This window comes from Streptomyces griseus (genome assembly GCF_001715295.1).
Taxonomy (GTDB): Bacteria; Actinomycetota; Actinomycetes; order Streptomycetales; family Streptomycetaceae; genus Streptomyces; species Streptomyces griseus_G.
Genome location: NZ_MDKB01000002.1, coordinates 1,689,586 through 1,704,096, shown reverse-complemented (window position 1 = coordinate 1,704,096; position 14,511 = coordinate 1,689,586). Strand labels below are relative to the sequence as shown.

The window sequence follows — 14,511 nt, the reverse complement described above, 5'->3', positions numbered from 1 at the left end:
GGGTTCTGTGAAGTGGAGCCTAGGAGATTCGAACTCCTGACATCTGCCTTGCAAAGGCAGCGCTCTACCAACTGAGCTAAGGCCCCGATACGCGGACATCACCGGCCACATCCGGGTGGTGGCGTCCGTCGGAGAACAGAGTACCGGGTGTCCCCCCGAATCCTGCAAAAGGATTGGGGGTCCCCGTCCTTGACCGGTCTCCGTAAGATGCACGACGAGGTTCGCAGCAGCGAAGCGGCAGCCAAGGGGAGACGCAATGGACACAGCGCAGCAAGAGGCGACGGCTAGAGCCCGGGAGCTCCAGCGCAGCTGGTACGGGGAGCCGTTGGGTGCGCTGTTCCGCAGGCTGATCGACGACCTCGGGCTGAACCAGGCACGCCTCGCCGCGGTGCTCGGGCTGTCCGCGCCCATGCTGTCCCAGCTGATGAGCGGCCAGCGGGCCAAGATCGGCAACCCGGCGGTCGTCCAGCGGGTCCAGGCCCTCCAGGAACTCGCCGGGCAGGTGGCGGACGGGAGCATGAGCGCGGGCGAGGCCACCGACCGGATGGAAGAGATCAAGAAGTCGCAGGGGGGTTCCGTGCTGACCGGCACCGGCCAGGCCACCACCACAGGCGGAGCGCCCACCGTGCGGCGCGTCGTCCGTGAGATCCAGTCCCTGCTGCGGTCGGTCGCCGCGGCGGGGGACATCATCGACGCGGCGGACACCCTCGCCCCGGCCCACCCCGAACTGGCGGAGTTCCTCAGGGTGTACGGCGCCGGACGCACCGCGGAGGCAGTCGCCCACTACGAGGGCCACCAGAGCTGAGGGCTGTCCCGCGATTCCCGGTACAGCAGCGCGCGGCGTCGGATGCGGGGCACCGCACGGCGCAGGGACGTCCGCACACGGGATGCGCGGGGCCGTTCCGACGACGCGGCGAGGTGCCGTAACTGCCGTATCGCGCCTCCGCCCCGGAATCGCGGGACAGCCCTCGGACCTGCCGTCCGGCTCGGCGCCGTACGAACCGGTGCGGGGTCCTGCGGGACAGGCCCCGGCGGTCCGCCGGAACCGGGCCACGAGCCGACAGCGGAACGGGAGCGGGCGCAGCGCGATGGGTGAGGTTTTCGCCGGCCGGTACGAACTGGTCGATCCGGTCGGGCGCGGTGGCGTGGGCGCCGTATGGCGCGCCTGGGACCATCGCCGCCGCAGGTACGTGGCCGCCAAGGTCCTGCAGCAGAGCGACGCGCACACCCTGCTGCGGTTCGTCCGCGAGCAGGCGCTGCGGATCGAGCACCCGCACGTCCTGGCACCGGCCAGCTGGGCGGCGGACGACGACAAGGTCCTGTTCACGATGGATCTGGTCAGGGGCGGCTCGCTGGCTCATGTCATCGGCGACTACGGGCCGTTGCCCCCGCGTTTCGTCTGCCTTCTGCTCGACCAGCTGCTGTCCGGACTGGCGACGGTGCACGCGGAGGGCGTCGTGCACCGCGACATCAAGCCGGCCAACATCCTCATGGAGGCCACCGGTACGGGCAGGCCGCATCTGCGCCTGTCCGACTTCGGCATCTCCATGCGCAAGGGTGAACCGCGCCTGACCGAGACCGACTACGTGGTCGGCACCCCCGGTTACTTCGCACCCGAGCAGCTGACGGGCGCCGAACCCGACTTCCCCGCCGACCTGTTCGCCGTCGGCCTGGTGGCGCTCCACCTGCTGCGCGGGCGGAAGCCGGACGCACAGGCGCTCGTCGAGCACTTCGCCGCACACGGCACCCCGGGAGCGCCCCAAGGTGTTCCGGAGCCCCTGTGGCAGGTGGTCGCGGGACTGCTGCAGCCCGACCCGCAGGCCCGCTTCCGCACGGCCACGGGTGCGCGCAAGGCCCTCACCACCGCCGCCGAGATGCTGCCGGAGCCCGGTATCGACGACGAGCCGGTCGAGATCTTCGACCAGATCGGCCCCCTGCCCGCCGGTTTCGGCCCCGACGGCCCCGTGCATGCCCCGCAGGCCACGGCCGGCTCCCGGACATCCACGGACGTCCACGGCGCTCCCGCGCCTCACCCCGAACCGGAGCCCCGGGGCGCCGGGCGGCATCGGCTCGCCCCGCCGGCCCCGTCGACGGCGGAGACGGGCGGCCCTCGTCCGGTGCCGCCCCCGCAGCGGGCCGCGCCCCCGCCGCCCGGCCGGCCGTACGGGCCCCCGCCTCCGGGGCAGCCGTACGGCCCGCCGCCCCACCCTGCCACCGCAGTACCCGCCGACGCCTCGGCGCTCGCCCAGGCGCCTACGGCCCCGGTCCCCTACGGGACACCTCCCACCCGCGCGTACACCGCCGAGCACCCGCAGGCGCTCCCTCCCGAGCCGCCGCTCCCGGGGGCACCCCACCCGGCGGCGCCTCCCCCGGGGACGACCGCCGCCCCGCCCGGCCCCGTACCGCGCACGTCCTCGCGCACGCGCCCGGGACCGCCCCCGAAGGTGGCGATCCCGGTACTGCTCGTGGCCCTCGTCTGCTTCGCCGTGGGCATCTGGGCGCTGACCCAGGCCTGACGCGTCCGGCGACCGGTGTCCGGCGGCCGCGTCCCGCCCGAACCGCGCCGGGGCACTGCCGGGGGCGCTCCTGCCCGGGCCGCCCCGCCGGAGGGCCGCGACGCAGGTCCGGCCCTACATCTCCGCCCGGCCGCGTCCCCGCACCCCCCGCCGGTTCACAGCGGCGAACTCTCCACCACAGCCCCGGCGTCCCCGCAACAGGAGACCGGCCCGCGCCCGGACAGCACGAAGCCCCGGCCGCTCAGCGACCGGGGCCCGCGTCAGACTGTTCCGTCTCACACACCCGAACCTGCGGGCACGGAGTCGGTCGCCTCCGTCCACAGATCCTGCTCGGCGCGATCCGCCTGGATCTGGCGGTACACGAGGAGCCCGCCGATGGCGGCCAGTGCGACCAGGAGAAGCTTCTTCACCGCGCGACCTCGTCTTTCCTTGACGTAAGGGACTTCTGCGGCCCGACTATACACACCGGCCGATACCGATCGGTGACCTCCCCGGGGCCCCGCCTCCACCCTTCAGCGGCGCCTCGCCGGCACCCCGCGGGAACCCGTCCGAGGGCCCCGGGTGCCTCCCGGAGCGGCTTCTCCGGGCCGGTTGAACCATACGAGTGGTGTTCATCCGAAGATCGGCGCAGGAGGGGCGTCGGTCCCCGGATCCGCCGGGCACATCCACATCATCGGAAAGGTAAGCAAACCGGACCACCTGAAAGTGAGGGGCAATGAGCGCCTTCAAGGTCAAGAACATCTGGACCGCCTTCCTCACCGCCTTCTTCGCGGTCCTCGCGACCCTGGGCTTCGCCACCACCGCCCAGGCCACGGCCACGGCCACGGCCACGGAGCCGGCGGCCACGACCCAGGAACACACGGGGGCGGCCGCCGCAACCGCGACGACACCGTCGGTGCGATGGACCCTTCCGCGTGACCGGGCACTGCCGCCCACGATGAAGCAGCGGATCCGGGCCGAGGCCCACGGCTCCTCACCGGCCACCCGCCAGCCGGCCGCCGACACCACCGGCACCGCGCACCTGAAGAACGCCACCCGCTCCACCCACGGCGGCACTCCGGCCGGGGACTCCTCCCCGCTCCCGCCGTGAGAGAGCAGCTGACGGCCTCCAGGCTCCCGTCCCGGTTCCCACCGGCGGGAGCCTTTTCCATGGCCCCGCACACCCCACGTACGGCTCCCAAGGCCACACGGCAACCACCGCCCCTGAAACGGCACTTCAGGGGCGGTACGCACGTGTCCCGACCCCTCGCACGGCCCCCGCGCCTCCCCGCCGCTTCGAGCCACCCCGCACCCCGGCACGACACCCCCCGGCCCCGCTCACCCGGCCACCGGCCCCGCGCCCCCGCAGCGCCGCCCTGACAACGCCGAAGGCCCCCCACCGTTTCCGGTGGAGGGCCTTCGTGCTGGTGGGGCTAACAGGATTTGAACCTGTGGCCTCATCCTTATCAGGGATGCGCTCTAACCAACTGAGCTATAGCCCCGCCGCGCTGCTGCGCTGACTTCTGAAGATTAGCGCACGTCGGGGCCAGTCCCAAAATCGATACCCGGCGCCCTACTCGTCCTCGGCCAGCGTGAGCTCGACACCGCCCACGAAGCCCGCCGACAGGTTGTAGATGAAGGCGCCCAGCGTCGCCAGCGCGGTGGCCAGCACCACGTCGATCACGGCGATGACCGACGTGAAGATGAGGACCCGGGGAAGCGAGAGGAACGACTGCAGGTCGAATCCGTTGCTCTCGTTCGAACCGGTGGCCTCACTGATCGTGCCGCCCACGGTGGAGAAGACGCCCATCGCGTCCATCACCATCCACAGGACGGCGGCCGCGACCACCGTGCAGATGCCGAGCGCGATGGACAGCAGGAAGCTGACCTTCATCACCGACCACGGATCGGCCTTCGCCACCCGCAGACGGGCCTTGCGCGTCCGCGGAGTGGTCCGCGCCCCCGTACGGGGCAACCGGGTCGCCTGTACACCGCTCACGCCCTGTGCTCCGCCCTGTGTGCCGCCACCCTGCGTGCCGCCCCCGGCGGGGGACGGGTACGCCTGCGGCGGGTGGTAGGGCCCCGCCTGACCCGTTGCGGGCTCCCGCTCACCGGGCAGCGGCCCGGTCGCGTAGCCCTCGTACTGGGGCTGAGGTCCCCGAGTGTCCGTCACAGTGCCCCCTTGGGAGTCCGTGGCAGGGCCACGGGCGCCGTTCGCACCGGCTCCGGAAGCGGCCGAACCTGCACCCGTGGCTCCACTCACGCTCTACTCCTCGTGCTCCCCGGCCGAAGGCTCCATGCCCTCGACTGTGCCCTCGACCACGCTCTCGGCATGGGCCTCGACCGTGGCGCCTTCGGCTTCATCGGTCCCGTCGACCTCTTCGGCCTCGCGACCGGCCTCGGCGTTGCGCGCGATGCCGACGACGGCATCACGCTTGCCCAGATTGATCAGTTGGACGCCCATGGTGTCACGGCCCGTCTCCCTGACTTCATTGACTCGCGTGCGAATCACACCACCGCCGAGCGTGATGGCGAGGATCTCGTCCGATTCCTCCACCACCAGCGCACCGACGAGTGATCCCCGGTCCTCCACGATCTTCGCGGCCTTGATACCCAGACCACCACGACCCTGGACCCGGTACTCGTCGACGGCGGTCCGCTTCGCGTATCCGCCGTCGGTGGCAGTGAACACGAACGTGCCGGGCCGTACAACATTCATGGAGAGCAGTTCGTCTCCTTCGCGGAAGCTCATGCCCTTCACGCCCGAGGTGGCGCGGCCCATCGGACGCAGCGAGTCGTCCGTCGCCGTGAACCTGATCGACTGCGCCTTCCTGCTGATGAGCAGCAGGTCGTCGTCGGCCGACACGAGTTCCGCGCCGATCAGCTCGTCGTCGCCGCCGTCCTGCGTCTCCCGCAGGTTGATCGCGATGACACCGCCCGAGCGCGGGGAGTCGTAGTCCTTGAGCGCGGTCTTCTTCACCAGACCGCCCTTCGTGGCCAGGATCAGGTAGGGCGCGGCCTCGTAGTCGCGGATCGCCAGGATCTGCGCGATCTGCTCGTCCGGCTGGAAGGCCAGCAGGTTCGCCACGTGCTGACCGCGCGCGTCCCGGCCGGCGTCCGGCAGCTCGTACGCCTTGGCCCGGTAGACCCGGCCCTTGTTCGTGAAGAACAGGAGCCAGTGGTGGGTCGTCGACACGAAGAAGTGGTCGACGATGTCGTCCTCCCTCAGCTTCGTGCCGCGCACGCCCTTGCCGCCGCGCTTCTGCGAGCGGTAGTCGTCGGTCTTCGTGCGCTTCACGTAGCCGCCGCGGGAGATCGTGACGACGATGTCCTCCTCGGCGATCAGGTCCTCGATGGACATGTCGCCGTCGAAGGGCACCAGCTTGGAACGCCGGTCGTCGCCGAACTTGTCCACGAGCGCCGCGAGTTCCTCGCTCACGATCTTCCGCTGCAGCTCCGGAGAGGCCAGGATCGCGTTGTACTCGTTGATCTTGGCCTGGAGTTCGTCGTGCTCCGCGGTGATCTTCTGGTGCTCCAGCGCGGCGAGCCGGCGCAGCTGCATCTCCAGAATCGCGTTCGCCTGGATCTCGTCGATCTCCAGAAGGCCCATCAGGCCCTCCCGCGCGATCTCCACCGTGTTGCTGCGGCGGATGAGGGCGATGACCTCCTCGATCGCGTCCAGGGCCTTGAGCAGGCCGCGCAGGATGTGCGCCCGCTCCTCGGCCTTGCGCAGCCGGAACCGCGTACGCCGGACGATGACCTCGATCTGGTGCGTCACCCAGTGGCGGATGAACGCGTCGATCGACAGGGTGCGCGGCACGCCGTCGACGAGCGCCAGCATGTTCGCGCCGAAGTTCGTCTGCAGATCGGTGTGCTTGTACAGGTTGTTCAGCACGACCTTGGCGACGGCGTCACGCTTCAGCACGACGACCAGACGCTGACCGGTGCGCGAGGACGTCTCGTCCCGCACGTCCGCGATCCCGCCGATCTTGCCGTCCTTCACCAGGTCGGCGATCTTCTGCGCGAGGTTGTCGGGGTTGGTCTGGTACGGAAGCTCCGTGACGACCAGGCACTGCCTGTTCTGGATCTCCTCCACCGCGACGACCGCGCGCATCGTGATCGAGCCACGGCCCGTGCGGTACGCCTCCTCGATGCCCTTGCGGCCCACGACCAGGGCGCCCGTCGGGAAGTCCGGGCCCTTGATCCGCTCGATCAGGGCGTCCAGGAGCTCCTCGTGCGAGGCCTCCGGGTGCTCGAGGTACCACTGCGCACCGGCGGCGACCTCGCGCAGGTTGTGCGGCGGGATGTTCGTCGCCATACCGACCGCGATGCCCGCCGAGCCGTTGACCAGCAGGTTCGGGAACCGGGCCGGCAGGACCGTCGGCTCCTGGTTGCGGCCGTCGTAGTTGTCCTGGAAGTCGACGGTCTCCTCGTCGATGTCCCGGACCATCTCCATGGACAGCGGCATCATCTTGCACTCGGTGTACCGCATCGCCGCGGCCGGGTCGTTGCCCGGGGAACCGAAGTTGCCGTTGGAGTCCACCAGCGGCATGCGCATCGACCAGTGCTGCGCCAGTCGCACGAGCGCGTCGTAGATCGAGGAGTCGCCGTGCGGGTGGTACGTACCCATGACGTCGCCGACGACGCGGGCGCACTTGTAGAAGCCCTTCTCGGGCCGGTAGCCGCCGTCGTACATCGCGTACAGCACCCGGCGGTGGACGGGCTTGAGGCCGTCCCGTACGTCGGGCAGCGCACGCGAGACGATCACGGACATCGCGTAGTCGAGGTAGGAGCGCTGCATCTCCGTCTCGAGCCCCACGGGCTCGACACGCATGCCCACGCCCGGGACGGTGGGCTCCTGTTCGGGCATCACAGGGGTGTTCTCGTCGGCCATTTCTGGTCAAAGTCCTTTCGAGCTGCGGCGTGCTTGCGCGGCCGGCTCAGATGTCGAGGAAGCGGACGTCCTTGGCGTTGCGCTGGATGAACGAGCGCCGCGCCTCGACGTCCTCGCCCATCAGCACCGAGAACAGGTCGTCGGCCTGCGCCGCGTCGTCCAGCGTGACCTGGCCGAGGACGCGGTGGTCCTGGTCCATCGTCGTGATGCGCAGCTCCTCGGCGTTCATCTCACCGAGACCCTTGAAGCGCTGGATCGAGTCTTCCTTGATCCGCTTGCCGTTCTGCTTGCCGAGCTCGACCAGGGCGTCACGCTCACGGTCCGAGTACGCGTACTCGAAGTCGTCCCGGCCCCACTTGATCTTGTAGAGCGGCGGGCGTGAGAGGTAGACGTGGCCGGACTCCACCAGCGGCCGCATGAAGCGGAACAGGAACGTCAGCAGCAGGGTGTTGATGTGCTGGCCGTCGACGTCGGCGTCCGCCATCAGAATGATCTTGTGATAGCGGAGCTTCTCGATGTCGAAGTCCTCGTGGACCCCGGTTCCGAAGGCGGAGATGAGCGCCTGGACCTCGGTGTTCTGGAGGATCTTGTCGATCCGGGCCTTCTCGACGTTCAGGATCTTGCCCCGGATCGGCAGGATCGCCTGGTACATCGGGTTGCGGCCGGACTTCGCCGAACCGCCGGCGGAGTCACCCTCGACGATGAAGATCTCGCACTTGGTCGGGTCGTTGGACTGGCAGTCGCTCAGCTTCCCGGGCAGCGAGGCGCTCTCCAGCAGCCCCTTGCGCCGCGTCAGGTCGCGGGCCTTGCGGGCCGCCACGCGGGCGGTCGACGCCGCGATGCCCTTGCGGATGATGTCGGCGGCCTCGTTGGGATTCCGGTCGAACCAGTCCGTGAGCTGCTCGTGCACGACCTTCTGCACGAAGGTCTTGGCCTCCGTGTTGCCCAGCTTGGTCTTCGTCTGGCCCTCGAACTGCGGCTCGCCCAGCTTGACCGAGATGATCGCCGTCAGACCCTCGCGGACGTCCTCGCCGGTGAGGTTGTCGTCCTTCTCGCGCAGCAGCTTCTTGTCGCGCGCGTACCGGTTGACCAGGGAGGTCAGCGCGGCGCGGAAGCCCTCCTCGTGGGTACCGCCCTCGTGCGTGTGGATCGCGTTGGCGAAGGAGTAGACCCCCTCGGTGTACTGCGTGTTCCACTGCATGGCGATCTCGGCCGAGAGGAGGCGCTCCTTGTCCTCGGCCTCGATGTCGATCACCGACTGGTGGATCAGGTCGCCCTTGCGGGAGTTGAGGTACTTGACGAAGTCGACGATGCCGTTCTCGTAGTGGTACGTGACCGTGCGGGTCGTCTCCTCGTCGGGTACGTCGACCACCTCGGCACTGTCCGCGCCCGCCGTGGCCTTCGCCTCCTCGCGCTCGTCGGTGAGCTTGAGGGTGAGTCCCTTGTTGAGGAACGCCATCTCCTGGAAGCGCCGCGACAGCGTCTCGAAGGAGTAGTCGGTGGTCTCGAAGACGTCGCCGTCGGCCCAGAAGGTCACGCTCGTGCCCGTCTCCTCCGTGGCCTCGTGACGGGCCAGCGGGGCGGTCGGGACGCCGAGCTTGTAGTCCTGGGTCCAGCGGTAGCCGTCCGTGCGGACCTCGACGGAGACCCGTGTGGACAGGGCGTTGACGACGGACACACCGACGCCGTGCAGACCGCCGGAGACGGCGTAGCCGCCGCCACCGAACTTTCCGCCCGCGTGCAGGACGGTGAGCACGACCTCGACGGCCGGCTTGCCCTCGGACGGCACGATGCCCACCGGGATCCCGCGGCCGTTGTCGACCACGCGCACCCCGCCGTCGGCGAGGATCGTGACGTCGATGGTGTCCGCGTGCCCGGCCATCGCCTCGTCGACCGAGTTGTCCACCACCTCCTGCACGAGGTGGTGGAGACCGCGCTCACCGGTCGACCCGATGTACATGCCAGGTCGCTTGCGGACCGCGTCCAGGCCCTCGAGGACCGTGATCGCGCTGGCGTCGTACGAGGCGGTCACCTCGCCGTGCTCACCGGCGGTGGAGGGGATGTTCTCGTTGGGGTTGCCGGAATCGGCCACGAAGCGCCCTTTCTGGCACAGCACAGGCCGTTCTCCGGACAGGCGGGAGCGGCTGCGTCGTTCGGCTTGTATCGACGACTCCCGCAAGGAAGCGGGATTTTCCATCAGTCTACCGGTAGCGCCGACATGAATGGGGGTTTGCCGGTACCTGAGTCCGCATGTGCCGCCCTGGATGAGCGGCTGACGACTCCCCATATGCGGGGCGGGCCCCTGGGAGGCTCACGCGGGCATTGAGCGCTTCGAGCTGTCAACCTCCGGCTACGGTGAGGGACGCCTCATCACACCCGCCCGGGACAAAAGCGGACAGAGTAATACAAAAGGGAACGTCCGAGTGGTCACCCGACCAGGACAGAACGGGACAGAACTCCCAGGACGTCACTGCGCGGCGATGCCGGAGGGCCGGGAGGAGGCACCGGCACCCGGTCCGGCGAGACCGCGGCGAGCCCGCTTCCTCAGCCGTAGGTGTCTCCGGGTCCCCTGCTTCCCGGCGCCCGCAGGGGACCGAATCTCTGCTGCGGTCCACCCGGGCCGTTCACCTTGATCATCCGCACGGTTCCCTGGCCCAGGTCCGCGTTCAGCCGGGCCACCAGCTGCGGAGCCAGCAGACGCAGCTGCGTCGCCCACGCCGTCGAGTCGCACTGCACCGTCAGGACGCGCTGATCGGGGTCCTCGTCGTAACGCAGGGGCACACAGTGCTTGGCCAGGTCGTCCCCCACGATCTGCGGCCACCGGCCCATCACGCCGCCCACCGCCGCCGGGGTCTCCCAGCCGCGCTCGGTGATCAGCCGGTTGATCGCCGAGCCGAGGGGCAGCGGATCACGGCCGTCGGACCGGGCGCCCGAGCGCAGTCCGCCGCCCCGCCGGGCCTGTCTCTTCTGCTGTGCCGCCGCGCCCCGCGCACGGGCCTGTTCCTTCGCCGCACGCAGCGCCACCCGGGCCAGATCGACGCCGGAGACCTCGGGCTGCTTCGCCCCCGGGCCGGGTCCCGCCCCGGGTCCGGCGGGACCGGGCAGGGCCCGCTGTCCCTCGTCCGGTCCGCTCACAGCCGTTCCACCGCGCCTTCGGAGACCGCGTACCGAGCACCCGCCAGGACGCCCGGGACGTCGTCGTCGACCGCGGCGGTCACCAGCACCTGCTCGGCCGGCGCCACCAGCTCGGCCAGCCGCTCACGTCGGCGCGCGTCCAGCTCGGCGAACACGTCGTCCAGGACGAGCACCGGCTCGTTGCCCTCGCCGCGCAGCAGGTCGTACGAGGCCAGCCGCAGCGCCAAGGCGTACGACCAGGACTCGCCGTGACTCGCGTACCCCTTGGCCGGCATGCCCCGCAGGCCGAGCACCAGATCGTCACGGTGCGGGCCGACCAGCGTCACGCCCCGCTCGATCTCCTGCTTGCGGGCCTCCACGAGCGCCGTCATGACCTGCTCGTAGAGCTCCTCGCGGGTGCGGGCGTGCTCCACCCCCGCACCGACCGAACTCCGGTACTCCAGCGACACCGGACCACCGCCAGGGGCGACGTCCGCGTAGGCCTTGTCGGCCAGCGGCTGCAGGGTGGCGATCAGGTCGAGACGCTGCGCGAGGAGTTCCGCCCCGACCCGGCCCAGGTGCTGGTCCCACACGTCCAGCGTGGACAGGTCCATCGACCGGCCGCCGTGCCGGCGGGCCATCGCCGCGGACTTCAGCAGGGTGTTGCGCTGCTTCAGCACGCGTTCGTAATCGGACCGGACGCCTGCCATGCGGGGGGAGCGCGCGGTGATCAGTTCGTCGAGGAAACGCCGCCGCTCGCCCGGATCGCCCTTCACCAGGGACAGGTCCTCAGGGGCGAACAGCACCGTCCGCACGATGCCCAGGACGTCACGGGGTCTGACCTGAGACGACCTGTTGATCCGGGCCCGGTTGGCACGGCCCGGGTTGAGCTCCAGCTCGATCAGCTGCGCACGTTCGCCCTGGGTGACCGCGGCCCGTACGACGGCTCGCTCGGCGCCCATCCGCACCAGGGGCGCGTCGGACGACACCCGGTGGCTGCCGAGGGTCGCGAGGTATCCGACGGCCTCGACGAGGTTGGTCTTGCCCTGGCCGTTGGCCCCCACGAACACGGTGACGCCCGGGTCGAGGGGTACCTCGGCCCGGGCGTACGAGCGGAAGTCGGCCAGCGAGAGATGCGTGACGTGCATGGTCGCCGACCTTCCCGACTGCGTGCTCTGCTGGGTGACGCTGTGGTGCGTACTACTTCTTGTTCTCGACCGCGTGCCCGCCGAACTGGTTGCGCAGCGCGGCGATCATCTTCATCTGCGGCGAGTCGTCCTGCCGCGAGGCGAATCGGGCGAAGAGGGAGGCGGTGATCGCCGGCAGCGGTACCGCGTTGTCGATGGCGGCCTCCACCGTCCACCGGCCCTCGCCGGAGTCCGCGGCGTATCCGCGGAGCTGGTCGAGGTGCTCGTCGTCGTCCAGCGCGTTGACCGCGAGGTCGAGCAGCCAGGACCGGATGACCGTGCCCTCCTGCCAGGAGCGGAAGACCTCGCGCACGTCCGTGACGGAGTCGACCTTCTCCAGGAGCTCCCAGCCCTCGGCGTAGGCCTGCATCATGGCGTACTCGATGCCGTTGTGGACCATCTTGGCGAAGTGGCCGGCACCGACCTTGCCCGCGTGCACGGAGCCGAAGTCGCCCTCGGGCTTGAGCGCGTCGAAGACCGGCTGGACCTTCGCCACGCTCTCGGCGTCGCCGCCGTACATCAGCGCGTAGCCGTTCTCCAGGCCCCAGACACCGCCGGACACGCCGCAGTCGACGAATCCGATGCCCTTGATGCCCAGCTCGACGGCGTGCTTCTCGTCGTCGGTCCAGCGGGAGTTCCCGCCGTCCACGACGACGTCGCCCGGGGAGAGCAGCTCGGCCAGCTCGTCGATGGTGGACTGGGTCGCGGCACCGGCGGGGACCATCACCCACACGACTCGCGGGCCCTCGAGCGCGCCCACGAGTTCTTCGAGGCTGTGGACATCGGCGACGTCCGGGTTGCGGTCGTAACCGATGACGGTGTGGCCTGCGCGGCGGATGCGCTCGCGCATGTTCCCGCCCATCTTGCCGAGGCCGACGAGACCGAGCTCCATCAGAGATTCCTTAAGCGTTGTGCCGATTCGTACCCAGGTCCGAGCCTACGCCCGGCCGGGGGCAGGGCGGCGGGCCTGCTCCGCGCTGAACGGGCCCGCCGGCGACTGCCGCATAGGAGGAACGAACGCCGGGTCAGCCGGAGAGGCGGACCGGCATGATCAGGTACTTGTACGCGTCGTCCGCCTCGGCGTCGACGGCCGGGCGGCCACTGAGCAGGGCCGGCTTCGTCGATGTCGTGAAGGACAGCTGGGCGACCGGGGAGTCGATCGCGCTGAGACCGTCCAGCAGGAACGTCGGGTTGAAGGCGATCGAGATGTCGTCGCCCTCGAGCACGGCGTCCACCCGCTCCACAGCCTGTGCGTCGTCGCTGGAACCTGCCTCCAGGATGAGCACGCCCTGCTCGAAGCTGAGCCGCACCGGGGTGTTGCGCTCGGCGACGAGGGCCACGCGCTTCACGGCCTCGACGAACGGCGCGGTCTCGATGACCGCCACCGAGTTGAACTCGGTGGGGAACAGGGTGCGGTACTTGGGCAGGTCGCCCTCGAGCAGCCGCGTGGTCGTACGCCGGCCGGCACCCTCGAAGCCGATGAGACCCTCGCCGGCGCCGGAGCCGGACAGAGCGAGGGTGACCGTGTCACCGCTGGTGAGCGCCTTGGCGGTGTCCAGGAGCGTCTTGGCGGGCACCAGGGCCACGGCGGAGGCGTCCGGGTTCTCCGGCTTCCACAGGAACTCGCGGACCGCGAAGCGGTAGCGGTCGGTGGACGCGAGGGTGACCGTGTCGCCCTCGATCTCGATGCGGACACCGGTGAGGACGGGCAGGGTGTCGTCACGGCCGGCGGCGATGGCGACCTGTGCGGCCGCGGAGGCGAAGACCTCACCGGGGACGGTGCCCGTCGCGGTGGGCATCTGGGGCAGTGCCGGGTACTCCTCCACAGGCAGTGTGTGAAGGGTGAACCGTGAGGAGCCGCAGACCACGGTGGCCCGTACACCGTCGGTGGAGATCTCCACCGGCCGGTTCGGGAGGGCGCGGCAGATGTCCGCGAGCAGCCGGCCGGAGACCAGCACCGTGCCGTCCTCCTCGATCTCCGCGTCCACGGAGACCTTGGCCGACACCTCGTAGTCGAAGCTAGAGAAGCTGAGGGCGCCGTCCTCCGCCTTCAGCAGAAGGCCCGCGAGCACGGGCGCCGGCGGACGGGCCGGGAGGCTGCGGGCCACCCAGGCCACCGCCTCCGCGAGTACATCGCGCTCCACCCGGATCTTCACCGGAACCGCCTCCTGCTGTTGCTCGCTCGCCCTGCTGGCCTTCGTCGTCTGGTCGGGGGCTCCCTGCCGTCGGGCTGGGGTGGCCGCCGGGGTCCAGTCTGACGTACGGCACCGACACTCGTTGCTGCTCGGGGTCAAGTCGCGTCGAGAGGTCCGCGGAGCTCGCGGCTCGAGTTGTGCACAGGCCCCACTTCGAAGCGGATTCCTGGCTAACTCTGAGTGGTAGTAGTAGTAGGCCCTGTGGAAACCGTGGATAACGTCGTTTTCCCAGGTCAGCGCCGGTTTTTTGTCCACCGACCCTGTGGGTGGCACCGGTGGACAACCAGGCGCTTCTGTGGACACGCGAAAGTTCTGCACACCCGATGCACAGGTGGGGGTGACTTCTCCCCAGGGCTGTCCCCAGCTTTACCCACGTTCCCCACAGCCCAATCCGGCATCTTGGTGTGACGCCTTTCACTCCCGGCGGTGAAAGGCGGTGTCGGGTTGCCGAACAGTGGACAGGGGTGTGGAGAAGCTGGGGACAACGCGGACCCGCCTGTGGGCGGGCGGTGGACAACATCATCCGAGTCCTGTGGACGAATAATCTGTCCACAGCCTGTGGATCACCGTTGACCACAAATCCCCACCCATGTGACCTGGCCTGATGGAGTATCGACAGCCGGCCC

Annotated in this window: 11 protein-coding genes and 2 tRNA genes; 3 read left to right on the top strand and 10 right to left on the bottom strand. The window is 69.9% G+C overall.

Annotated elements, in window-relative coordinates; translation table 11 throughout:
* Positions 1-13: 13 nt before the first annotated feature.
* Positions 14-86, bottom strand: a tRNA-Ala gene (locus BA175_RS14220).
* A 170-nt stretch (positions 87-256) separates the two neighbouring features.
* Between BA175_RS14220 and BA175_RS14215 the strand changes: the two genes are divergently transcribed.
* Both BA175_RS14215 and BA175_RS14210 read left to right on the top strand, forming a co-directional pair.
* On the top strand, positions 257-805 hold the full coding sequence (locus tag BA175_RS14215) for a helix-turn-helix domain-containing protein (protein ID WP_069171630.1): 549 nt from the start codon (positions 257-259) through the stop codon (positions 803-805).
* A gap of 283 nt (positions 806-1,088) precedes the next feature.
* Positions 1,089-2,516: a serine/threonine-protein kinase gene (locus BA175_RS14210; protein WP_069171629.1), complete on the top strand. Its 1,428-nt coding sequence runs from the start codon at positions 1,089-1,091 to the stop codon at positions 2,514-2,516.
* A gap of 275 nt (positions 2,517-2,791) precedes the next feature.
* On the opposite strand, the gene BA175_RS31415 is transcribed toward BA175_RS14210, so the two are convergent.
* Positions 2,792-2,926, bottom strand: coding sequence for a DLW-39 family protein (locus BA175_RS31415; protein WP_003958712.1), 135 nt, complete (start codon positions 2,924-2,926; stop codon positions 2,792-2,794).
* 305 nt (positions 2,927-3,231) lie between these two features.
* Between BA175_RS31415 and BA175_RS14205 the strand changes: the two genes are divergently transcribed.
* Positions 3,232-3,606, top strand: a complete 375-nt coding sequence (locus BA175_RS14205; RefSeq protein ID WP_069171628.1) for a DUF6344 domain-containing protein — start codon at positions 3,232-3,234, stop codon at positions 3,604-3,606.
* A 314-nt stretch (positions 3,607-3,920) separates the two neighbouring features.
* Here the strand turns inward: BA175_RS14205 and BA175_RS14200 are convergent.
* The 8 genes from BA175_RS14200 to dnaN form a co-directional block, all read right to left on the bottom strand.
* Positions 3,921-3,997: transfer RNA gene (locus tag BA175_RS14200), tRNA-Ile, on the bottom strand.
* 71 nt (positions 3,998-4,068) lie between these two features.
* Positions 4,069-4,668 (bottom strand): DUF3566 domain-containing protein, encoded by a 600-nt coding sequence (locus BA175_RS14195; RefSeq protein ID WP_069171627.1) that lies wholly within the window; start codon positions 4,666-4,668, stop codon positions 4,069-4,071.
* Positions 4,669-4,761: 93 nt separating this feature from the next.
* On the bottom strand, positions 4,762-7,389 hold the full coding sequence (gyrA, locus tag BA175_RS14190; protein WP_069171626.1) for a DNA gyrase subunit A: 2,628 nt from the start codon (positions 7,387-7,389) through the stop codon (positions 4,762-4,764).
* Positions 7,390-7,435: 46 nt separating this feature from the next.
* Positions 7,436-9,505, bottom strand: coding sequence for a DNA topoisomerase (ATP-hydrolyzing) subunit B (gyrB, locus tag BA175_RS14185; protein WP_069171625.1), 2,070 nt, complete (start codon positions 9,503-9,505; stop codon positions 7,436-7,438).
* Between the two features lie 428 nt (positions 9,506-9,933).
* Positions 9,934-10,494, bottom strand: a complete 561-nt coding sequence (locus BA175_RS14180; protein WP_069172113.1) for a DUF721 domain-containing protein — start codon at positions 10,492-10,494, stop codon at positions 9,934-9,936.
* A gap of 26 nt (positions 10,495-10,520) precedes the next feature.
* A complete protein-coding gene (gene recF / locus BA175_RS14175) occupies positions 10,521-11,651 on the bottom strand; it encodes a DNA replication/repair protein RecF (RefSeq protein WP_069171624.1) in 1,131 nt (376 codons plus the stop codon).
* A gap of 52 nt (positions 11,652-11,703) precedes the next feature.
* Positions 11,704-12,582 (bottom strand): phosphogluconate dehydrogenase (NAD(+)-dependent, decarboxylating), encoded by an 879-nt coding sequence (gnd, locus tag BA175_RS14170; RefSeq protein ID WP_069171623.1) that lies wholly within the window; start codon positions 12,580-12,582, stop codon positions 11,704-11,706.
* 133 nt (positions 12,583-12,715) lie between these two features.
* Complete coding sequence (gene dnaN, locus BA175_RS14165) at positions 12,716-13,846, bottom strand: DNA polymerase III subunit beta (protein ID WP_031090399.1); 1,131 nt, start codon at positions 13,844-13,846, stop codon at positions 12,716-12,718.
* Positions 13,847-14,511 lie beyond the last annotated feature (665 nt).